The 22,509-nt window shown below is 27.6% G+C and carries 25 protein-coding genes and 1 other annotated feature; of the genes, 18 read left to right on the forward strand and 7 right to left on the reverse strand.

Annotation, left to right across the window (positions count from 1 at the left end; all coding sequences use genetic code 11):
* The first annotated feature begins 53 nt into the window (after positions 1-53).
* The 7 genes from HUJ77_RS07625 (at position 54) to HUJ77_RS07655 (ending at position 6,842) form a co-directional block, all read left to right on the forward strand.
* Positions 54-665 carry a copper homeostasis protein CutC gene (locus HUJ77_RS07625; protein WP_291707983.1) on the forward strand — a complete coding sequence of 204 codons (612 nt, stop codon included), beginning with the start codon at positions 54-56 and terminating at the stop codon, positions 663-665.
* Between the two features lie 188 nt (positions 666-853).
* On the forward strand, positions 854-2,647 hold the full coding sequence (locus HUJ77_RS07630; RefSeq protein ID WP_291707984.1) for an LTA synthase family protein: 1,794 nt from the start codon (positions 854-856) through the stop codon (positions 2,645-2,647).
* A 223-nt stretch (positions 2,648-2,870) separates the two neighbouring features.
* Positions 2,871-3,560, forward strand: coding sequence for a GTP pyrophosphokinase family protein (locus HUJ77_RS07635; RefSeq protein ID WP_291707985.1), 690 nt, complete (start codon positions 2,871-2,873; stop codon positions 3,558-3,560).
* Between the two features lie 349 nt (positions 3,561-3,909).
* On the forward strand, positions 3,910-4,587 hold the full coding sequence (locus tag HUJ77_RS07640) for a response regulator transcription factor (protein ID WP_291707986.1): 678 nt from the start codon (positions 3,910-3,912) through the stop codon (positions 4,585-4,587).
* Positions 4,584-5,861, forward strand: coding sequence for a HAMP domain-containing sensor histidine kinase (locus HUJ77_RS07645; RefSeq protein WP_291707987.1), 1,278 nt, complete (start codon positions 4,584-4,586; stop codon positions 5,859-5,861). Before HUJ77_RS07640 ends, HUJ77_RS07645 begins: the two co-directional genes overlap by 4 nt.
* A gap of 220 nt (positions 5,862-6,081) precedes the next feature.
* Positions 6,082-6,600 (forward strand): VTT domain-containing protein, encoded by a 519-nt coding sequence (locus HUJ77_RS07650; RefSeq protein ID WP_291707988.1) that lies wholly within the window; start codon positions 6,082-6,084, stop codon positions 6,598-6,600.
* A 65-nt stretch (positions 6,601-6,665) separates the two neighbouring features.
* On the forward strand, positions 6,666-6,842 hold the full coding sequence (locus HUJ77_RS07655) for a (2Fe-2S)-binding protein (RefSeq protein ID WP_291707989.1): 177 nt from the start codon (positions 6,666-6,668) through the stop codon (positions 6,840-6,842).
* Between the two features lie 55 nt (positions 6,843-6,897).
* Here the strand turns inward: HUJ77_RS07655 and HUJ77_RS07660 are convergent, their stop codons facing one another.
* Positions 6,898-7,635, reverse strand: a complete 738-nt coding sequence (locus tag HUJ77_RS07660) for an NAD-dependent protein deacylase (protein ID WP_291707990.1) — start codon at positions 7,633-7,635, stop codon at positions 6,898-6,900.
* 302 nt (positions 7,636-7,937) lie between these two features.
* On the opposite strand from HUJ77_RS07660, the gene HUJ77_RS07665 reads away from it, so the two are divergent.
* From HUJ77_RS07665 to HUJ77_RS07680, 4 genes are all read left to right on the forward strand, one after another.
* Positions 7,938-8,252, forward strand: coding sequence for a helix-turn-helix transcriptional regulator (locus HUJ77_RS07665; protein WP_291707991.1), 315 nt, complete (start codon positions 7,938-7,940; stop codon positions 8,250-8,252).
* A complete protein-coding gene (locus HUJ77_RS07670) occupies positions 8,245-8,748 on the forward strand; it encodes a DUF2812 domain-containing protein (RefSeq protein ID WP_291707992.1) in 504 nt (167 codons plus the stop codon). The genes HUJ77_RS07665 and HUJ77_RS07670 overlap by 8 nt, the downstream gene beginning before the upstream one ends.
* 323 nt (positions 8,749-9,071) lie before the next feature.
* Positions 9,072-9,239: a hypothetical protein gene (locus HUJ77_RS07675; protein ID WP_291707993.1), complete on the forward strand. Its 168-nt coding sequence runs from the start codon at positions 9,072-9,074 to the stop codon at positions 9,237-9,239.
* Positions 9,240-9,276: 37 nt separating this feature from the next.
* The gene (locus HUJ77_RS07680) at positions 9,277-9,780 is read left to right on the forward strand and encodes a DNA topology modulation protein (RefSeq protein ID WP_291707994.1); all 504 of its coding nucleotides are present in this window, start codon (positions 9,277-9,279) and stop codon (positions 9,778-9,780) included.
* A gap of 190 nt (positions 9,781-9,970) precedes the next feature.
* On the opposite strand, the gene HUJ77_RS07685 is transcribed toward HUJ77_RS07680, so the two are convergent.
* The 4 genes from HUJ77_RS07685 to HUJ77_RS07700 are packed head-to-tail and all read right to left on the reverse strand — an operon-like array spanning position 9,971 to position 12,673.
* A complete protein-coding gene (locus HUJ77_RS07685; RefSeq protein ID WP_291707995.1) occupies positions 9,971-10,408 on the reverse strand; it encodes a gamma-glutamylcyclotransferase family protein in 438 nt (145 codons plus the stop codon).
* Complete coding sequence (pcp, locus tag HUJ77_RS07690) at positions 10,408-11,049, reverse strand: pyroglutamyl-peptidase I (RefSeq protein WP_291707996.1); 642 nt, start codon at positions 11,047-11,049, stop codon at positions 10,408-10,410. Before pcp ends, HUJ77_RS07685 begins: the two co-directional genes overlap by 1 nt.
* A gap of 20 nt (positions 11,050-11,069) precedes the next feature.
* Positions 11,070-11,999 carry a DUF979 domain-containing protein gene (locus HUJ77_RS07695; RefSeq protein WP_291707997.1) on the reverse strand — a complete coding sequence of 310 codons (930 nt, stop codon included), beginning with the start codon at positions 11,997-11,999 and terminating at the stop codon, positions 11,070-11,072.
* 8 nt (positions 12,000-12,007) lie between these two features.
* Positions 12,008-12,673 (reverse strand): DUF969 domain-containing protein, encoded by a 666-nt coding sequence (locus HUJ77_RS07700; protein WP_291707998.1) that lies wholly within the window; start codon positions 12,671-12,673, stop codon positions 12,008-12,010.
* Between the two features lie 510 nt (positions 12,674-13,183).
* On the opposite strand from HUJ77_RS07700, the gene HUJ77_RS07705 reads away from it, so the two are divergent.
* From HUJ77_RS07705 to HUJ77_RS07730, 6 genes are all read left to right on the forward strand, one after another.
* Positions 13,184-14,881 carry a PTS transporter subunit EIIC gene (locus HUJ77_RS07705; protein WP_291707999.1) on the forward strand — a complete coding sequence of 566 codons (1,698 nt, stop codon included), beginning with the start codon at positions 13,184-13,186 and terminating at the stop codon, positions 14,879-14,881.
* A 189-nt stretch (positions 14,882-15,070) separates the two neighbouring features.
* Positions 15,071-15,673: a metallophosphoesterase gene (locus HUJ77_RS07710; RefSeq protein WP_291708000.1), complete on the forward strand. Its 603-nt coding sequence runs from the start codon at positions 15,071-15,073 to the stop codon at positions 15,671-15,673.
* 442 nt (positions 15,674-16,115) lie between these two features.
* Positions 16,116-17,120 (forward strand): homoserine dehydrogenase, encoded by a 1,005-nt coding sequence (locus HUJ77_RS07715; protein WP_291708001.1) that lies wholly within the window; start codon positions 16,116-16,118, stop codon positions 17,118-17,120.
* A 9-nt stretch (positions 17,121-17,129) separates the two neighbouring features.
* Entirely contained in the window at positions 17,130-17,708 is a 579-nt protein-coding gene (locus HUJ77_RS07720) for a 5-formyltetrahydrofolate cyclo-ligase (RefSeq protein ID WP_291708002.1), read from the forward strand.
* Between the two features lie 156 nt (positions 17,709-17,864).
* A complete protein-coding gene (locus tag HUJ77_RS07725; protein WP_291708003.1) occupies positions 17,865-18,047 on the forward strand; it encodes a hypothetical protein in 183 nt (60 codons plus the stop codon).
* Between the two features lie 139 nt (positions 18,048-18,186).
* Complete coding sequence (locus HUJ77_RS07730; RefSeq protein ID WP_291708004.1) at positions 18,187-18,552, forward strand: hypothetical protein; 366 nt, start codon at positions 18,187-18,189, stop codon at positions 18,550-18,552.
* Positions 18,553-18,737: 185 nt separating this feature from the next.
* Here the strand turns inward: HUJ77_RS07730 and thrS are convergent, their stop codons facing one another.
* Positions 18,738-20,675 carry a threonine--tRNA ligase gene (thrS, locus tag HUJ77_RS07735; RefSeq protein ID WP_291708005.1) on the reverse strand — a complete coding sequence of 646 codons (1,938 nt, stop codon included), beginning with the start codon at positions 20,673-20,675 and terminating at the stop codon, positions 18,738-18,740.
* 56 nt (positions 20,676-20,731) lie between these two features.
* Positions 20,732-20,951: a binding site (T-box leader), on the reverse strand.
* A 107-nt stretch (positions 20,952-21,058) separates the two neighbouring features.
* A complete protein-coding gene (locus tag HUJ77_RS07740) occupies positions 21,059-21,469 on the reverse strand; it encodes an HNH endonuclease (RefSeq protein WP_291708006.1) in 411 nt (136 codons plus the stop codon).
* Between the two features lie 246 nt (positions 21,470-21,715).
* Here HUJ77_RS07740 and HUJ77_RS07745 point away from each other — a divergent pair, with 246 nt between their 5' ends.
* Positions 21,716-22,390, forward strand: a complete 675-nt coding sequence (locus HUJ77_RS07745; protein ID WP_291708007.1) for a hypothetical protein — start codon at positions 21,716-21,718, stop codon at positions 22,388-22,390.
* Positions 22,391-22,509 lie beyond the last annotated feature (119 nt).

Below are 22,509 nucleotides of genomic sequence, written 5' to 3' on the forward strand. Positions count from 1 at the left end.
AAAGGTACTATAGATTTTTATATTTCTATAGTCAGTTAGCTAAGGAGGAGTTTATGAAAATATATGAAGCTTGCGTAGGTAATTATGCTGATGCAATAAAAGCAGAAAGTTTAGGAGCAAATAGAATAGAACTATGTGATAATCTTTCAGAAGATGGGACAACACCTAGCTTTGGAAATATAAAGAAGTCTATTAATAATCTTAATATTCCAGTAATGGTTATTATAAGACCAAGAGGGGGAAATTTTGAGTACTCTGAAGATGAAATAGAAATAATGATAGAAGATATTAAAATATGTAAGGAATTAGGAGCATATGGAGTAGTAATTGGAGCTTTAAAGGGAGATAAACTTGATATAAATACAACTAAGAAATTGGTAGAAGTAGCAAAGCCTATGAATATTACCTTCCATATGGCCTTTGATGAAATAGAAGATAAGAAAGTAGCTATTGATCAATTAGTAGGTTTAGGAATAGATAGAATACTAACAAAAGGTGGAACAGGTGGAAATGCACTAATTGGAAGAGAAACTATTAAAGACTTAATTAAATATGCTGATGATAGAATAATAATTATGCCAGGGAAAGGTGTAAATACACAAAATAGAGATTATATTATGGAATACACTGGAGTTAATGAAATTCACGGAACTAAGGTAGTTTAGTATAATACGTTCTATAATAAATATAAAACTCAAGCTTTATAAGGCTTGAGTTTTTATTTTATGACAATAAATTTTGCTTTAGTTAAATTATTTTCAAAATATTTTTTCTAATATATGGTATAATTAAGTAAATATTCAAATAGAATAAACATTAAATTATTTACTTGTAATTGAATAGGAGAAGAATTGTGAAAAGATATAAATTTATAATAATATTAACAGGTATTCTATATATTAAGAGTTTTCTTTTTAACTTGTCTATTTCCCTTAGTTATGGAAGTGCTAATACTAGCGGATTAGGTGTAAATAAATATTTAATATTGCCTCACTTAGCAATATTAGGTTTTATTTTGCTTCCATCTTTAATGTTTAAAGGCAAAAACTTTGTTAAGTATTTACTCATTGTAGATATTATATATACAATTTTAATTATCTCAAATTTATGGGTATATAGAGGGACTGGACATCTATTAGAATTAAAGTTTTTATTTTTTAAAGAAGGTTTTTATACTTTAGAAAGAAGTCTTATTAATTTTAAGATTAATGATATAGTGTTTATAATTGATATTGTTACAATTTTATTTTATTATAAAAAACTTATTAATAAAATTAATGATGTAAGAAAGATAGGAACTTCATTAGCATTAATGGCAGTATGTTTTATCATAATTGGAAGCTATCACTATATATTTGATATAAAAGATTTATCTAAAGGAAAGGTTAGATTTATACAGGAAAGATGGGAAGCAATATTGAATCCCTATAAAAAAGTTTTAAATAGATCTTTAATAGTGCATAATGTCTATGAAGGTTATAAAGTTATAAAAAAATTAGATTATGAAGTTAATGAAAATGATATTAATGAAGTAAATGAATGGTTAGCATGGAATGAAGAAGAGTTAAAAGATAATGAATATAAAGGTTTGGCTAAAGGTAAAAATGTTATCTTTCTTCAAATTGAGTCTCTTGAAAATTGCGTTATTAACAGAGAAGTATTTAATCAAGAAATTACACCTAACTTAAATAATTTAGTTACAAATAGTGTGTATTTTACAAATATATATGAACAAAATAATGCAGGTAACAGTATCGATATGGATATGATGGCTGCTTCAGGAGTTTTACCATTAGGGGGTTTTGTAACATATTTAGAATATCCAGAGGTAAAGTATAATTCATTACCAAGGTTATTAAATAAAGAGGGATATAATACAATTTTAACTCATGCTGAAAAAGCTGGTGACTGGAATTGGGCAGAGGCTGGAAAGGCAGCAGCAGGATATAAGACTCAATGGGATCTTAATGATTATAATTTTGATGAATGTGTAGGTTTTGGATTATCTGATAGAAGTTTTTATACTCAATTTGTGGATAAAATATCAAAAGAGGAAGGCCCTTTTTTAGCTGTATTACCAACTTTAAGTAGTCATGGGCCCTTTGATATTGATAAGGAATATAGAGAATTAAATTTACCTAAAGATTTAGATGAAAATAGGTTAGGTGGGTATTTTCAAAGTATTAATTATGCAGATAAGCAAATAGGATTATTTTTTGAATTATTAAAGGAAAAAGATTTATTAGATAACACTATTGTAGTGATTTATGGAGATCATGGTGGAGTTCACAAATATTATATGGAAGATGTAGAAAAGAGTAATATTGAAGGTGATTGGTGGAAGGAAAATGAAAAGAAGATTCCATTAATTATATATGGAAAAGATATACCGAGTAAGACTAGCGATGTTCATGGTGGACAAATAGATATAATGCCAACAGTTGCTTATCTTTTAGGATTAGATACAAATGGATGTCCAATGGGTAGAAATTTATTGAATACAAATAGGGATGCAACAGTTATTACAGGTGGAATAGTAGTAGGAAATCCTAAAAATAATGAAGAAGAGATGTTAAAAAAGGCCTATAATATAGCAGATAAAATAATAAAAAATAACTATTACTCTGAAACCAATAAGGTAGAATAATTAATTAAAGATATAAAATTATTATAAGATACTACATATTATAAAAAGTTTAAGTATATTTTAGATGAGATTTAGTAAATTTATGTTTAATATATGTGTATTATTTTTATTGAGTTTATTATAAAATTGTTATAATTTTATTAAAAATAATGTTTTCATATTGAATTTATGTTAAAATATTACTGGGTTATTATTAAATTCAACTATGTTAGAGGATGGGTATATGTTAAAAGAACTTAGCAAAAAAATATTAGAAGAAAAAATAATGAGTGAAGATTTATTAGATGAGATACAAAAGAATATGATGCCAATGACTGAATTAATGGCATATTATCATTGTGCTCTTATGGAAGTAGAAACAAAGTTTAATATATTGGATGAGCAATTTTCATTGCAATATGATAGAAATCCAATTGAAAGTATAAAATCTAGATTAAAGTCTCATAATAGCATTATGAAAAAACTTAATGATAGAAATTTACCTTTTTCAGTAGAATCTATACAAGAAAACCTTAGAGATATTGCTGGAATAAGAGTGATTTGCTCTTTCCCAGAAGATATTTATATGATAGCGGATTGCTTGTTAAATCAAGATGATGTAAAGCTAATTGAAAAAAAGGATTATATAAAGCATCCTAAAAAGAGTGGATATAGAAGCTTACATTTAATTATAGAAGTGCCAATTTTCTTAAGAAATGAAAAGAAATCTATGATGGTAGAAGTACAATTAAGAACCATAGCAATGGATTTTTGGGCAAGCCTAGAACATAAATTAAGATATAAGAAAAATATAGCTATGGAAGAGATTGAAACAATAGGCAAGGAATTATTAGACTGTTCAGAAATTAGTGCAGCACTAGACAAGCGTATGGAAGAGATAAGAAATAGAATAGAAAAAAGGGTAATTGCATAAAAGAGTAAAGAGAGGCTATTATTATAGCCTCTCTTTATTATTTTAATTTATTAACAAATCTTAATATTTTTATTGGATATAAATTAAATATTTTTTTCTATAATTAATGGAAATAATTATTTAAAGAGATAAGGAAATATTTTTATTAGAGTATATAAAGAATGCAGGAATATAGCATTTATAAAAGTAGGTAATAAGTATTTAGGAAATGAAATGATAAATAATATTAACTTTGAAGATACTAATTGTAAAGTTGATATATATAGAATCATTTTTTAAAATGTAAGTCATACAAGGTTTATAAGAAATTTCTAACCAGCCTATGTTTTAAAATGTAAAGGAGAAAAAGATGAATCAAAAAATATTAATTGCAGATGATGATAATGAAATAAGAGACTTAGTTGAAATATACTTACAAGCAGAAGGCTTTTCAGTAGATAAAGTATCAAATGGTGAAGAAGTACTAGAGGCAATAAATGAAAAGACTTATGACTTAGTAATTTTAGATATTATGATGCCAAAAATGGATGGAACCACAGCATTAATAAATATAAGAAAAAGATATACAATGCCAGTTATATTTTTAACTGCAAAAAGTGAAGAAATTGATATGATTAAAGGTCTTACTTTAGGAGCAGATGATTATATTCAAAAGCCTTTTAGTTCAATGGAGCTTATTGCTAGAGTAAAGGCACAATTAAGAAGATATACAGTTTTTAATAATAGTAATACAAGTATTATTAAAATAGATGATTTAGAGATTAATACAGAAATGCATAGGGTTACAGTTGCAGGTGAAGAGAAAAGTCTTACCCCTACGGAATATAAAATCTTAGAGTTACTTGCAAGAAATAGAAATATTGTATTTAGTGTAGATAAAATATATGAAGCTATATGGAAAGAAAAATATTCAGTTTCTGATACTTCTATAATGGTTCATATAACTAATCTTAGACAAAAGCTAGAAAAGGATTCTAAAAACCCAGAATACATAAAAACCATATGGGGAGTAGGATATAAAATATGATAGACTTAAGAAAAAATAAATACAATTTGATTTTAGGTGTTATTATTGGATTTCTTTTAGCACAATTAGTTATATTAGAAGGTTATGCAATATTAATTACAAAGGAAAATATAGGAGTATTAACTAGGGAAGAGAATGTTATAAAAATATTAGCAGCTATTGTATTTTTACTAACTATATTAATATTTAATACAAAAAGATTTAGAAATATTAACTTTGATAAAATTAGTATTTACTTAACTTTAGTAGTTATAATATCTATTGTGGTAACTATTGAGGGAATTATATTTTTAAGTATAATAACTGTAAGAATATTCCCTGACATTTATAATTACATACTTGAGAATGAATTTTTTTCAATTAATTTAGCTTACTTGGTTTTTGCTCTAGGAGTATCTATATTTTTAATAACATATACTTTATTAGTAAATAGAAAAGTTAAATATATAAAGTTTCTAACAAAAGAGGTTAAGATTATTAAAGAAGAGGGCTTCGGAAAAACCATAAAAGTAAAAGGTGGAGATGAACTTTCAGAACTTTGTAAAAGTATTAATGATATGTCTCAAGAGTTAGGTAAGAAGATAGAAAATGAAAAAAGAATAGAAAATAATAAAAATGAATTAATTACTAACATATCTCATGATTTAAAAACACCATTAACATCTATTGTAGGCTATTTGGAGTTATTAAATAATAAACAAGTTGATGATAATCTTAGAGATGAATATATAAGTATTGCATATAATAAGAGTTTAAGGCTTAAATCCTTAGTAAATGAATTATTTCAGTATACTAAATTAACAAGTAATGATATTAAGCTTGAAAGAAATAGAATTAATATATCAATGTTATTAAATCAAGCAGTAGGTGAAAGCATTATAAATTTTAGTGAAAAAAACATAGATGTTATATTGGATAATCCATATAATGAAGCTTTTTGTAATATAGATTCAGTTCAAATACTAAGAGTCTTTGAAAATCTAATAAATAATGCTGAGAAATATAGTGATCCTTATTCAAAATTTAAAGTTTCACTAAAAATTAAGGATAAGAAGATATTAATTTCTTTTACAAATAAGTGTGAAAGTATTTCAGAAGAATACTTAGACCGTATATTTGAAAGATTCTATAGAGAAGATAAATCAAGAAATAAAGAAGGTACAGGTCTAGGCTTAGCTATAGTAAAAAGAATAATTGACTTACACGAAGGCAATATAACGGTAGAGAAGATAGATAATGATATAAAATTTAATGTTATTTTAAAGGAAGCATAGCTGAAAGGTTATGCTTCCTTTAGCTTTTAAGGGGATAAATATCATATTAAGACCACTTGGAATTTTTATTACTTCACAATTAATATAATTTTTATTTACTATTTCTTAAGAAAAATTAATTTTTTTATAGGTATTTCATTAAATAATTTCTTTTAATATTTAAGTAAATCAAAATTAGAATTTTACTTTTTCAAAGATAATATAAAGGAGTAATAAAATTATGAAAGAGCAATTAATTTATTTTATTATATGTTTTTTACAACCAATAATATTGCCATTACCAGAACCAGTTACAATAGTTGGGGGAAGTTCTGTTTTAGGACCTTTTAAAGCTGCAGTTATAGGATTTTGTGGTACTACTCTTGGAATAATATCTATGTTTTTTATTGCAAAGTTTGCAAGTAGAAATGTTGTAAATAAGCTAGTAAATAAGGAGAAGTTAGAGAAGTTTAATAGATATATTCAAAAGAATGATACTTTAATTATACTTATGTTATTTATTTTACCTATATTGCCAGACGAAGTTATTTGTATTGGGGCAGGACTAGCTAAACTTAATAGTTATAAGTTTATTGGAATAGCTGCTATATCAAAATTATTTACTTCAATTTCATTAGCATACTCTATAGAAATAATAAAGCTTAATGGAAACTTAATTATAGTATTAATACTAGCAGTTGCACTTGGACTAGTTATAAAAAGAAGAAAATTATCTACAAGAGAAAAAAATATGATATAATGAACATGAAATATTATATAATATTTATTATTAAATAAATATCTAGGGAAAAAGAAGGTGAAATAATGAACTTAATATGCATATGTAAAGGTGTTACTGATGAGGTCATAATCGAATCAATAAAAGAAGGTAATGATACTTTTGAAAAGATTCAAGAAGATACAGAAGCAGGAACAGGAAGATGTGGAGCTGGAAGATGTAGAGCAAGAATTGAAGGACTTATATTAGAACATAGAAAATAGAATTTTATATAAGAAAAGAGAGGACAAGCCTCTCTTTTTTGTTTTTACTATTAATTTATATATTATTAACTGCTTCCCCTAAAACTTTACCAAGGGAATCATGAATAACTAAATCAGCTTTATTATCAGCAGAAGTAGTACTCTTATTAATAAGAATTAAGTTTTTACCTCTAAAATAATCAATAAGTCCAGCAGCAGGATAAACTACAAGAGAAGTTCCACCAATAATTAATGTATCAGCTTTTGCTATTGCTTCTACAGCACCTCTAATAGTAGAGTCATCCAAACCTTCTTCATATAAAACCACATCAGATTTAACTCTTCCACCACATTTAGTACATGTAGGTACTCCCTTGGACTCTAAAATAAATTTCTCATCATAAAAGGCATTACATTTAACACAATAATTTCTAAGTACTGATCCATGAAGTTCAAATACATTCTTACTTCCAGCAGCTTGATGTAATCCATCAATATTTTGAGTTATAACAGCCTTTAATTTCCCTATATTTTCAAGCTTAGCTAAGGCAATATGTGCATCATTAGGTTTAGCTTCAGGATATATTAGTTTAGCTTTATAAAAATTAAAAAATTCCTCTGGATATCTTATATAAAAGCTATGAGATACTAATTGTTCAGGTGTAAATGTAATATTAAGCTTTTCATTAAAAAGTCCATTGGAACTTCTGAAATCAGGTATACCTGATTCGGTGCTAATTCCAGCCCCTCCGAAGAACACAATATTATTACTTTCTTTGATTATTTTAGTTAGTTTATCTATTTTATTATCCATAAGTGACCTCCAAATTTTATATCTGGGTAGGTGAACTTATCCAAAGACATATAACGTCATCGGATTAAAATCATCTCCAATATTATTTAAATTAATTATAACATAGCAGGATTAATGAAAAAATATGGAGGTTAATACTTTTAGAAAGAGAGAGAAATTTAATATTTCAAATTTGAGGGTGTCTATATATTAGGCACTTTTTGTTTAGAAAAAATAATTATTATATGGAATATATTGACAGTCAAATTCATAATGATATAATATAATATATCATAAGGCGATATATCGGAAGGAGACTTAATATGGGAACACCTATAACAGAAGCAACTTATTATATATTGTTAGCTGTATTAAAACCTAATCATGGATATGGAATTATCCAAAAGGTAGATGAATTAACTAATGGTAGAGTTGCACTAGGTCCTGGAACTCTTTATGGAGCAATTAATACGTTACTTGAAAAGAAATGGATAAAACTTTACAGTGAAGAAAAAAGCTCAAGAAAAAAGAAGGAGTACTTGATTACTGACAGTGGGAAAAATATTTTATTTAATGAAATAGAGCGTTTAGAAGAACTTATAAAAAATGGTAGAAAGGAGATTGAAGTAAATGATTAAGTTTAGATGGTATTATGACAAAGATCGAGAAGAAGAATTTTTGAATTCTATGGTAGCTAAAGGCTATGCAATGACAAGGTTTTTTCTAGGAGTATATCACTTTGAAAAGTGTGAACCAGGAGAATATACTTATAGAGTTGATATTATTGAAGATAAAAATACAAAGGAAAAGAATGAATTTTATGATTTAATTCGGGAAACTGGTGGAGAACTTATACAAACTTGGGGAGTATGGGCTTTCTTTAGGAAAAGAGGAGACTTTGAACTATATAGTGATAATGAAAGCAAGATAGAGCAATATAGAAGAATAAAAAACGTATTTTTAACTTTATCAATAATTGAAGGATTAATACTAGCCTATGAACTATATCTTTATAATATATCTAAGTATAATGGAAGAAATTATTTGATTCCCCTTTTTATTATTTTAACAATTACTTTTGGATATCAAGTATATAAGTGTAAAGAGAAGATAAAGTCATTAAGAGATGAATGACTTTGAAAATTGAGTGCCTTAATTGGTACTCTTTTTACATTTATTAGCTAAATAATTTTATAATATTATTAATAAAGATTGTTTAAAGAAGGTAAGTTAAATGTTAATAAAGAAGTTAATAAAGAAGTTAATAAATAAATTAAAAGATATGTATATATTAATTGAAGGCCAAGATATTAAGTTTCCTGAATTTAAGGAAGGTGATATTGTTAGATAAAATATAGTATATAAAACCACTATAGAGAATATATAATGGATAAAAATGTATATAGATGTGGTATAATTATTATAATAAGAGTCTATACAAAGGAGTTGAATTTTATATGAAATGTAAAGAAAAAATACTATTAGCATCAACTTGTTTCTTAGGAGGAGTGGTTATAGGTTTTTTAATTGCTCCAATAAAGAAGGGCGTATATTGTAGAAATAATAATGGGAATCACTTAGGAAAAGAAGAAGAAACTATAGCAGAAGAAAGTCAGGAGTTATAGCATTATAATGCTATAGAATTATGCTATGGAAGAAAAAATGCAAAGAGTTATAGTTATAGGTTGTAGCGGAAGTGGAAAATCAACTTTATCACGAATTTTAGCAGAGAAAAGCAACCTCCCATTAATACATTTAGATAAGTTGTTTTGGAGAAAAGGATGGGTTAATATCCCTAGAGAAGAATTCAATATGCTACTTAGAGAAGAACTTAAAAAGGATAAGTGGATAATTGATGGTAATTACGATAGGACATTAAAAGAAAGGTTAAATAGATGCGATACTGTAATTTACTTAGATTATCCAAGAAGGACATGCCTTTTAGGAGTATTCAAAAGAGTAATAAAACACCGTGGTAAAGTTAGAGCAGATATGGCAGAAGGATGTCCAGAAAAAATCGATTTAGAATTTTTACAATGGATATGGAATTTTAACAAAGAACATAGAGATAAATTTTATAAAATACTGAAAGAAGAAAAAGGAAAAGAAATATACATATTTAGAAATAGGGAAGAGTGTAGTGAATTTTTGAAAAAATTATCTTAATGATGAGTTTTATTCTTTTAGGTTTAAATGAATTCATAAGATGTAACGAAAAAAATTGCTAGCTATTTATGCGTATATCTACTTGGAGCTTGCGAGGTCGACAGTTGTAGGGTAACAAGTTTCTTAATCAAAAAATAAAAAAACTCAGCTGTTAAGCTGAGTTTTATCATTAATTCTACATTTTACATTCTTAATTTTTCATTTCTCTTAGCATGTATTCTTTCCAATCACCATTTTCAATATAAATGGCTTCATTATGGAATTTAGAATCTATATCCTTGTTATAAAAATAAGAATAACAATGTTCATAGCTTTCATCATCAGTTAATTTTACTTTTACGATTTCTCTTGAGTATTCATTATTTGGATTGCCTTCACCTAAGAAGCCTTCCATTTCATCCATTGGCTTAATTGTTGCATCATAATCTATAAGTTCAACAACTTCACCTACTATGGTAGTATTTCCAGGCAATACTGCTGGGTAGCCCTTATATGGCATGTGGTATAAATCAAATCCACTTATTTCAGCAGGTCTTATAGAATTAACTTTTCCCTTTAAGTAAAGATAATAGTTAAAAAAGCCTTCTCTTAAACTACCATATACAAAAATATTTAACTTTTTACTCATTAACAGATAGTTCCGCCTACAGTTTTTATATCTGATGAATTTTCTATAACTGCTTTTATGCTAAGTTCTAGCCCTTTAGTTATATCATCTGTTGACATAGATGGCATGTTAGGCTTTGTAGCTGCTTGAGCTGGTATACATGGAACATGTATAAATCCACCTCTTATATTTGGATATTTCTTATCTATTAAGTACATAATTCCGTACATAACATGGTTACATACAAAAGTTCCTGCAGTATTTGATACAGAAGCTGGAATTCCGTTATCAATCATTTCTTTTACCATAGCCTTTATAGGCAGGTTAGAGAAATAGGCATTTTCACCATCTTCATATATAGATATATCAATAGGTTGATTATCTTCATTATCTTTAATTCTTGCATCATCTATATTAATAGCAACTCTTTCTGGAGTAATTCCAAATCTTCCAGCAGCTTGTCCAACAGAAATTACTACATCTGGATTATGTATTTTAATATTATCTTCAATTTTTTCAAGAGATTTTCTAAATACAGTTGGTATTTCAAGCTTAATAACTTCATGCCCTAAAACAGTATCAGGTAATCTCTTTACAGCTTCTAATGCTGGATTTATATTTTCTCCACCAAAAGGATCAAAGCCTGTAATTAAAATTTTCATTTATAAGCCTCCTTTATGTACTAAAACGCTAAGAAGTACATTAATGGTATGTGAATTGCAAGTAAAGTTATTGCAAATATTGATTGAGCTTTTATAACTGCATTTTTATCTTTAGTTTCTAGTAAAGCTACTGGTAATACATTGAAGTTTGCAGCCATTGGAGTTAATAAAGTTCCACAGAAACCAGCTGTCATAGCTAATGAAGAAGCTATAATTGGGTTTGCGCCTTGAGCAAATACAAAAGGAACTCCAATACCAACAGTGATTACTGAAAAGGCAGCAAAAGCATTACCCATAATAGCAGTAAATATAGCCATTCCTACGCAGTAAGCAGTTATTCCTAATAATATATTTCCTTCTGGAATTACACTTGAAATAAGACCAGATATAATATCACCAACACCAGCAGCAGTAAATAATGCACCTAAAGCAGCTAATAATTGTGGTAATATTGCAGTAGCTCCAACAGCTTGGAACATTCTATTACTATCATCTAAAAGCTCATTAGGTTTAGCCTTAGTTATTACAAATGTAGCTATTAAAGCAATTATTGCAGAGATACCTACAGCGGCAACTCCAGAAATTGGTGTAAATTGTGCAATGATTAAGGCTACTAAAGCAATTATTAATGAAGGAACAAAGATTTTTATTCCAATTTCCTTTGATTTTAAGCTAGCAAAAGTAGCATCTAATTGTTTTAAGCTTCCAATATTAATTTGATTAAGAGCAGCTAAAAGACCTATTACTACAATAAGTAAACCAATTATAGCAGGAGGTATTATGTTTCCTAGTATAAATATAACACCAAGAATTCCCCAGAATAATGCAGTACCGTATTTAGTTTTGTGATTCTTATCTTTTAAAGTAAACATCATAGTAAGCATAAAGAATAGACCAACCATAATGTAGAATATTTCTAATAATATATTTGAAAATGTCTTAATATCCATATGTCTTCCTACCTATTCTTATATTTTTTTGCAAGCTTTTTATCTAATAGATAGTTTTGAATAACTCCTAAGATAAAAGCAATTATTGCTACGGGAATTGAAGCTTTAGCTATTTGTAATGTGTCAACATTGTAGCCTAAAGTTTCTAATGTACCAGCTATAAGTAAAACTCCAGAGTTTGCTAAAAATACATTTTGTCCGAAGAAATTACCGTAGTTATCAGCAGCAGCAGAATTTGCTTTAATTAAATCTTCATCTTCTTCATCAATTTCACCATATTCTGAAATAGCTGCGCCTTGAGCCATTGGATTAATTAAAGGTCTTACAAATTGAGGGTGTCCACCAAGTTTTACTGACATAGCAGAAGAAACTTCTCTAATAAATAAATATCCAGCTATAACTTTTCCAGTTGATAAGCCTTTTACTTTCTTTATTAATTCAATTGCTTTTTCCTTTAAACCATATCTTTCACATAAACCTATTACAGGTAAAGTTAGAAGGAACAAACTCATATCTCTTTTTTGAACAAAAGTTTGTCCTAAAGTTGTTAATATTTCAGAAATGCTCATATCTGCAATTAATCCAGTTACTATACCAGAAAGAATAACAACTGCAATAGTGTTAAATTTAAGAGCAAATCCTACAATGATTATTAGTATTCCTATTAATGCCATTTTTTATCGAATCCTTTCGAAATTTGTTATGTAAAGTACATATACCATTATATAATCATTTTAACAAAAAATCTATAGAAATATATGATAATTTATACGAAAATAACACTAAAAATGATAAATAGATAATAATGTTCTAAATAATTTTAATATAACTATTTAGAAATAATAAAAAACATAATATAAAGACACTTAAAACAATTTAACTAGTAGGGATAAATATAAAAAAATCAATAAAAAATTAAAAAAAAACATTTACATTTGATTTTTTTTATGATACTATATGAACATAATCAAATAAGTAGTGTGTTACTGGTAAAGCAGGCAAGGACTAAAATTATTATAGGTATATTATAACTATATCTATAAGGTTTGGTCCTTTTTTTATTTGCGTAAATTATAATAAAATTAAAAAATATGCAAATAATATCTGTAAATAGAAATATTCTACTTTAGCAATTATCAAATGAACAATTTATTTATAAAGATTAATTTAAGGAGGAATTATTAATGTTACAACAATTACAAAGAATCGGTAAAGCTATAATGCTTCCAATAGCAGCATTACCAATTGCAGGTATTTTACTAGGCGTTGGTGGAGCTTTATTAGGAATTTCAGGATTATCAAATCCACCAGCAGTTTATGAACCATTAATAGCTTTTGTTAGTATCCCAGTTGTTACAGCAATATTAACAATAATGAAAAATGTAGGGGATATTATATTTGGTAATTTACCATTATTATTTGCAGTAGGTGTTGCAGTTGGACTTGCTAAGAAGGATAAGGGAACTGCAGGATTAGCTTCAATCTTTGGTTTCATAGTTATGAACCAAGTTATATCTTCAATGTTAGCATTAGGATTAACTCAATTAGGAGTTATTACTCCAGATGCAGTTGGTGAATATGGTACTTATGTTACTACTAACTTAGGTATATTTACTTTAAATATGTCAGTTTTCGGTGGAATTATTACAGGTATAGTTACAGCAATATTACACAATAAATATCATACAATACAATTACCACAAGTTTTAGGATTCTTCTCAGGATCAAGATTTGTTCCAATAGTTACTTCTTTAGCTATGGCAGTAGTTGGTGCTTTATTAGCATTCATATGGCCAGTAGTTCAAAATGGTATAGGAGTACTTTCAGAATTAGTTAGAAATGCAGGTCCTATAGGAACATTCTTCTATGGAGTTATTGAAAGAGCATTAATTCCATTTGGATTACATCACGTATTCTATACACCATTCTGGTATGGATCATTTGTTGATGGAAAAATATTAGTAGATGGTGCATGGCAAACAGTTGCAGGAGCTAACACAGCTTACTTTGCTCAATTATCAAGCATGAGTAGCTTAGTTGGAGCTTCAACAGCAGATATGTCAACAATAGTTGCAGGTACTACAAGATTTATGGCTGGTAAATTCCCGTTCATGATGTTTGGTCTTCCAGCAGCAGCATTAGCTATGTATAGAACAGCAGCACCATCAAAGAAAAAGGTTGTTGGTTCATTATTAGCATCAGCAGCAATTACAGCATTACTTACTGGTATTACTGAACCAATCGAATTTACATTCTTATTCGTTGCACCAGTATTATATGGAGTTCACTGTTTATTAGCAGGTTTATCATTTATGTTAATGGATGTACTTAATGTATTTATAGGTATGACATTCTCAGGTGGTTTAATAGACTTTACATTATTCGGTTTATTACCAGCAGGAGCAGGAGTTCCTACTCACTGGTTAAGATTAATCTTAGTTGGTATAGTTTATGCAGTAGTTTACTACTTCTTATTCTTATTCTTAATTAAGAAGTTCAACTTAAAGACTCCAGGTAGAGATGAAAGCGAAGAAGAAGTTAAACTTTATTCAAAAGCTGACTACCAAGAAAAAGCAGGTATCCCTCAAGCTGATATCAACGAAAAGTCTGGAAACAAAAAGAACGCAAAGAACAACGAAATAGTTGAAAAAGCTCCAGCAGTTTTAGCAGCTTTAGGTGGAGAAGAAAATATAGTTAGCGTTGATGCTTGTATTACAAGATTAAGAGTAGAAGTTAAAGATAAAGCAAATGTTAACAAAGATCAATTAAAATCATTAGGAGCAGCAGGAGTAGTTGAAGTTGGTAATGGAATTCAAGCTATCTTCGGTGCAAAAGCAGATGCTTACAAAAATGAAATTAAAAATATCTTAGATATAGATTAATTTAAATAAAAAAACTCAGGAGTTAATTTTCCTGAGTTTTTTTGCTTTTGGGGGAAAATTGTTAAAATAGTATTTTCTATTAAAATATTCCTAAATAAGTGGTAAAGTATTATTATACAGATAAAAATAAGTGTAGGTATGTAAATATTAAAACTTATAATACTAATAATACTTAGAAAGGAGTAAGATATGAAAAAAATAAAAATAATCATTTTAAGTACAATTTTTATTCTAATAGCAGCTTCATTATTATATATAAATAGATCTAAAATCTTTACTAAGAAGGCTGAAGAAGTAATAGAGGTTACAAATCCAGATCTTGCTTTTGGTGTTTTAGGTGATGTACATGAGAATATAAATCATTTTCAAAAAGCCATAGATGATTTTTATAAATTAAATCCAAAAATGGATGCACTAATTTTAAATGGAGATAATGTAGATCAAGGACTAGATGAACAATATGATTCTATGAATAAGTTTTTAGAGAAAAATAAGGATTTATTACCTGATATAATAATAAAGAATATAGGTAATCATGAATTTTTTGATTATAATATTGAGACAAATTCTAGTGGGCAAGTTCAAGGCTTTATTAGAAATTACCTAGACTTTGCTGGAGAGGAAAAGGTATATCATGATAAGTGGATAAAGGGTTATCACTTTATTTCTTTAGGCTCAGAAGATGGGAATTCTGAAACTATGAATTCAGTAACAGCCTTTTTATCTACTGAACAATTAGATTGGTTTAAAGAGAAGCTAGCTGANTTCGGTAACAGCCTTTTTATCTACTGAACAATTAGATTGGTTTAAAGAGAAGCTAGCTGAGAAATATGAAAAAGGAAAACCTATTTTTGTATTTTTACATCAGCAATTAGAATACCCAAATAGCAAGTGGGTTGGAGTTCAGCAATCAGAAGAATTAAGAAATATATTATCACAGTATCCAGAGGTAATATTATTTTCATCTCATACCCATAGAGATTTATCAGATAATAGCATATCATTAGATAAACCATTTACTATAGTAAATACAGGGGCAGTTCATTATACTTTAGTAATTGATGAGTATGAAGAAAAAGGAATCAGAAGAGAAGATGAGTATATTAGCGGAATTTATGTTGAGACAACTGGAAATACTGTTACAATTAAAGCAAGAGATATAAAAGAAAAGCAATGGAGATATAATATAGAAATTTCAAAATAAACTTTTGTATTAATATAGGGGGCAAGAAATATGAATATAGGACTTATAGGATTTGGGGGAGTTGGGAAGTCTTTTATAAAGCTATTAGTTGAAAAGGAAGATACTCTCAAAGCAAAGGGATTAAATATAAATGTTAAATATATTATTAAGAGTAATGGTGGAGTTTATAATAAGGAAGGTATAAATCTTAGAAGTATAATAAGTGAAGATTACAACTTAAATTCTTTAGATTTTAAAGAAGAGATAAATATAGATACTATTATTAATAATAATGATATAGATGCATTAATAGAGCTTACAAGTACAAATATAGAGTCAGGTGAACCAGGTTTAACTCATATTAAATTGGCATTAGAAAATGGAATTAACGTAGTTACTGGAAATAAGGGACCTATTATTTGGGAGTATAAAGCCTTGAAAAATTTAGCTGATAAAAATAATGTAAAATTAGGAATAGGCTGTACTACTGGAGGAGCTTTACCTTCTATTAATGTAGGAAGTTTTGATATAGCAGGAGCAGATATATTATCTATTGAAGCTGTTATAAATGGTACTAGTAATTTTATTTTATCTAAAATGTATGAAGAAGAAATAGAGTATGAAGCTGCACTTAAGGAGGCTATTTCCCTAGGAATAGCTGAAGCTAATTATAATTTGGATGTAGAAGGCTTTGATACTGCAGGAAAGATATTAATTCTAGCAAATGTTCTAATGAATTCTAATCTAATCTTAACGGATATAGAAGTAGAAGGAATAAATAATTTAAAGAAAGATAGGATATTAGAAGAAAAGCATAAGGGAAATAAGATAAAATTAATAGGAAAAGTTTATAAAGAAAATAGTGAAATTAAGGCTTATGTTAGACCAGAAGTATTAAATAGCCAGCATCCATTATACTTTGTAGATAATAAAAATAAAGGCGTATATTATAAGACAGATACCTTAGGAGATATAAGTATTATTGGTGGTGCATCAGGAACAATAAATGCTGCTGCATCTATATTAAGAGATATAATTAATATAACTTTAATATAAGGAGATATTATGAAAAATCAAGAAAAAAAGCTTTTAAGAAATAAGATTTTACTTATAAGAGATTCTTTAGAAGAAGAAGTTAAAAATAATATGGATTATGAGATTTATAAAAAGCTAATAGATTCAGAGTTATATTTAAATGCTAATAATATATTTATCTATATGAGCTTTGGTAAAGAAATTGAAACTAAAAACATAATAAATAAAGCTTTAAAGGATAAAAAGAAGGTATATATTCCTAAGATATATAAGGAAGATAAATCTATGAGGGCAATAAGATTGAAATCTCTTGCTGAACTAAAGGAAAATTCAATGGGAATATTAGAGCCTATTGATGATAGTGATTATATAAATAAAGAAAAAATAGATTTAATTATAGTTCCAGGTGTAGTCTTTGATTTAAGTGGAAATAGAATAGGCTATGGTGGAGGCTACTACGATAGATATTTAGAAGATATAAAAGCAATAAGAAATAAATTAGTATTAGCTTATGATTTACAAGTTATAGATTTTATTGATTCAGAAATTCATGATATTAAATTCGATTATATAATTACGAATACAAGATTTAGTGAAATTTATAAATAAAATTTAAGTAAAAAGCTTTATTTATAATATAATTAAATTAAGAGAAGAAGTGATTTTACAATATTTAAATTTGAAAAACATACCTTTATAAACTATAATATAAAATGATAAATTTCACTTATTAATTGAATTTACCTTTTAAAAAGGAGTGTTTTTATGTTTAATAAAGAAGAACTTCAAATTATTAATGAAGCTGTAAAAATGTTTGAAGAGAAGACGACTAAACTTTTAGAATCTAGTACTAATAATAAAGATAGAATGGTTGCTTATAATAGAAAACAAAAGAAGGTTTGGTTACTTCAAAATAAGCTTAAGAAACTAATAGAAGAGAATAAATAATATTTTTATTAAAAAGGAAAGTTATATATTATGACTTTCCTTTTTTTACAGTTTAATGGTAAAATTAGGATAGTAAATAAATGTGTATTTAAAAGAAATGTAACACTCAAGTAATATTGAAATGGGGGGGGAAGAGTTATTGAAGAAAATTAGTTTAATTATTTATTATAGTATTCAATATTTTATTATTGGAATAAGTTTTATTGCATTTACTTCAACTATGGAGATTATGCCTTGGTATGAGCCTTTAACAATGGGCGCTTTTTTTATTCTTATGATTATAACACCTATACAACTTTTAATTTTTATAATAACTTTTTTACTAAAAGAAAAACTATTAATAAAGAAAAGAGTAGCTATAGTTTCACATATCCATTCTCTAATTCTAGTATCTATTTTTATAATCACAATGTTAAATGAACCACTATTTTATCCACTATCTGTAGTATTCTCTGTTTTAGAAGTTTTATTAGGATTATATTTATTTATATCAATAGTTCGCTAATATACAAGTTTATAGTAATTATTATTAGACTGAAGATGGAGCTATGATAAATGAAAAATAAAAAAATAAACTCCCAAAGGAGTTTATCAAAAAATATACATTTTGTAATTTGGAATAAATTACTTTAATAATTCTTCATTTTACATTTTGCATTTTTAATTAGGGGCTGCGAAGCAGCCTCTATATTATCTTTCTTTGTTAGCTATTTCTAATATTAATCTATTCTTTAATTCAGAAACTGGAATTGCACCTTCTTCACCATTCTTTCTGCTTCTTACTGAAGCTGCATTACTTTCAGCTTCCTTTTCACCAACAACTAGAATGTAAGGGATTCTTTCAAGTCTAGCTTCCCTAATCTTGTAACCGATCTTTTCAGCTCTGTAATCTCCGGAAATTCTTATTCCTGCAGCTTTGAAGTCCTTAACTATTGATTCAGCATAGTCATTATATTTATCAGAAATAGGTAGAACTATTGCTTGAGTTGGTGATAACCAAGTTGGGAATGCACCAGCATATTTTTCAATAAGCATAGCTAAAGTTCTTTCATAACATCCAATTGAAGATCTGTGAACTATATATGGACGTTTCTTGTTTCCATCTTTATCGATATAAGTCATATCAAATCTTTCTGCAAGAGCAAAGTCAATTTGGATAGTTATTATTGTATCTTCTTTTCCGTGAACATTCTTGAATTGGATATCAAGTTTTGGTCCATAGAATGCAGCTTCTCCTTCAGCTTCTACATAATTAATGTCAAGGTGATCTAAGATACCCTTCATTAATATTTGAGTTTCTTCCCAAGCTTCTGGATTATTTATATATTTTTCAGTATTGTTTGGATCCCATTTAGAGAATCTGAATGAAATATCTTCATCAATACCTAAAGTGTGCATTATGTGGTTTATTAATTCAAGAGATGCCTTGAATTCTTCTTCCACTTGGTCTGGTCTACAAACTATATGTCCATCAGCTAAAGTAAATTGTCTAACTCTTATTAAACCATGCATTTCACCTGAAGCTTCATTTCTAAATAAAGTAGAAGTTTCAGAATATCTTATAGGTAATTCTCTATAAGAGTGTTGTTCAGCATTATAGATAGTATATTGGAATGGGCAAGTCATTGGTCTTAAAGCCATAACTTCAGCATCTTTTTCTTCGTCTCCTAAAACGAACATACCATCTTTGTAGTGATCCCAGTGTCCAGAAACCTTATATAAGTCACTCTTAGCCATATATGGAGTCTTTGTAAATACATAGCCTCTCTTTTCTTCTTCATCTTCAACCCATCTTTGAAGTAATTGAACTATTTTAGCACCCTTAGGCATTAATAGTGGTAATCCTTGACCTACTTTTTCATCAGTAGTGAAAAGTTTAAGCTCTCTTCCTAATTTATTGTGATCTCTCTTTTTAGCTTCTTCTAAAGCTTCAAGGTGAGCATCTAAGTCAGATTTCTTTAAGAAAGCAGTTCCATAAATTCTTGAAAGCATCTTATTCTTTTCGTCGCCCTTCCAGTAAGCACCAGCACTTCTAAGAAGTTTAACAGCTTTAACTGACTTTAATGACATTAAGTGAGGTCCAGCACATAAATCAACGAAGTCTCCCATTTTGTAGAAGGAAATAACTTCATCTTCTCCTAAATCATTTATTAATTCAACCTTATATGGTTCATTAGCATCTTCCATTAATTTTAAAGCTTCAGCTCTTGGCAATTCAAATCTTTCTATTGAAGGATTTTCTTTTATTATTTTTCTCATTTCATCTTCAATTTTAACTAAATCTTCAGCAGAAAAAGAATTTTCTACATCAAAGTCATAGTAGAAACCATCATTAATTGCTGGTCCAATAGCTAATTTTGCTTCTGGATATAATCTCTTAACAGCATAAGCTAATACGTGAGATATACTGTGTCTTACAGCATCCTTACCTTCTTGAGAATCAAATGTACAGATTGCAAGATCTGAATCCTCATTTACAGTATAACGTAAATCTACAACCTTCCCATTAACTATTCCACAGCAAGCATTTCTAGCTAAACCTTCACTTATTGCTTTAGCTATATCAAGTACTGAAATACCAGCTTCAAATTCTTTTACAGATCCATCTTTTAGAGTGATTTTAATCATTTTTAATATTCTCCCTTCTTATTTTAAAAATAAAAAACTCCCGTCCCTTCAATAATAGAAGGGACGAGAGTGATATAATTCTATATTTCCCGCGGTTCCACCCTTAATTGCCTAAATATATAAGTAGGCCTCTTAAGATATCGTAACGTGATATTGACGGGCTTTATTAGAGCCGCTCAGAGGTGGTCTTCAACTAAATTCAAATAAGATAATTTCACCAAGCTTATCTCTCTCTGGAAATGAAAAGTAGTTTACTCTTCTCTTCAACGCATTAAATATTTATTACCTATTATAATTATTTAATATATTAATGTCAACATAAAGAAATATTATTTTAGAAAAATATGATATTTCTTTTAATAAATTGAATATAAAATAATGTTTTAGCTAATATTAATATTATGGTAAAGACGTTCTAATTCTATTTCTTCAAGTATATTATAGGAGTATAGTTTGCCACCCATTAAGTTTGTAATGATTTCTCTTTTAGAATAACCTTCTTTATAAAGCTTTAAATTTTTCACTAACTTCTTTAATGAAGAATTTGTTGTTTCTAAAAGACCATAAAGCTCCTTAGCTGTATAGTAATCCTTTGGTAAAAGCTTAAAAAGCTTTTTTTGCATTTCAAGCTTATATTTAATGTCGGTTTCTATGCAGTTATGGGGTCCATATTTTCCTCTATGATGGTAGTTACAAAGATATTTATAATTTATATTAATATCGCAACCTCCTTCATGCTTATGAACTATATGATGTATATCTGCTTTAGCCCCACAAATTTCACAGCGGTACAAAGTCATGCCTCCTTTATATAACTTTATATCTCTTTACATATATTATATAATTTTTTTAAATAATAATCTAGATTATTAAGAATATTGTAAAAATTAACATATTATGAATAAGATGAACTTTTTCAAATTAAAAGTGTTTAATTTTACTTTTTTATAAACCGAAAATTTACTTGAAAATGAGTTAAAATATACTATATAATATATGTATAGTATATTTTATTTCGAAATTGAAAGAAAGGTGATACTGTGAGGCATAATTATGATTCTTTTGATTATTGGGAAGAATTAATCAATGAAAACAAAACTATAAGAGGCCATATGTTTATGGATAGACTTCCAGATAATAAGAGTATATATATTCATAGTTTAATATTTTCAAAAAATAATGGTCTTAGTAATATATGGTCATACTTTCCTAATGAAAGGACACTATTAGGATATATTCAATACTCATTTTTACAAGAAGCTTTTTATAAATGGATTTATGGAAAAGAAAGATTAATTATAAATATCCCAAATGTTCCAGTAGAAAGAATAATTACTGATGGTGAAAAAAATAATAAAATATCAAAAGAAGAAGCAGATAATATGAGAAGACACCTTGATATGGTTAAAAGTTTTTGGAATTTACCAGGTGATAAGCTAATAAAATCATTAAAAAGATTTTGCAGAGACTTTAATAGAACTTGGTATGGAGATAACAAAGAATTTTTATACTTAAAGATATTTGATAAGCCAGAAGAATTAGGAGAATTCGTTGTTAACTCAAGTTATATAACTACTACTGAAGAAGACTTTATAGATAGAACAGGATTAAATTTGGTAGAGTGGAAAAAGATTTGCGAAAGTGCAAATGTAAATAAGAGAAATGGCGAGAAATTCAGAGATATTTTACTAAAATCTCTAACTGAAATTATTTAATGGTATAAATTTTTTATTGACAGTAATATTATTGGAATATATAATTGTTATTGTCAATAAGATATGCGGGTGTAGCTCAATGGTAGAGCCCTTGCCTTCCAAGCAAGTTACGTGAGTTC

The organism is Clostridium sp. (genome assembly GCF_021443865.1).
Lineage (GTDB): Bacteria > Bacillota > Clostridia > Clostridiales > Clostridiaceae > Clostridium.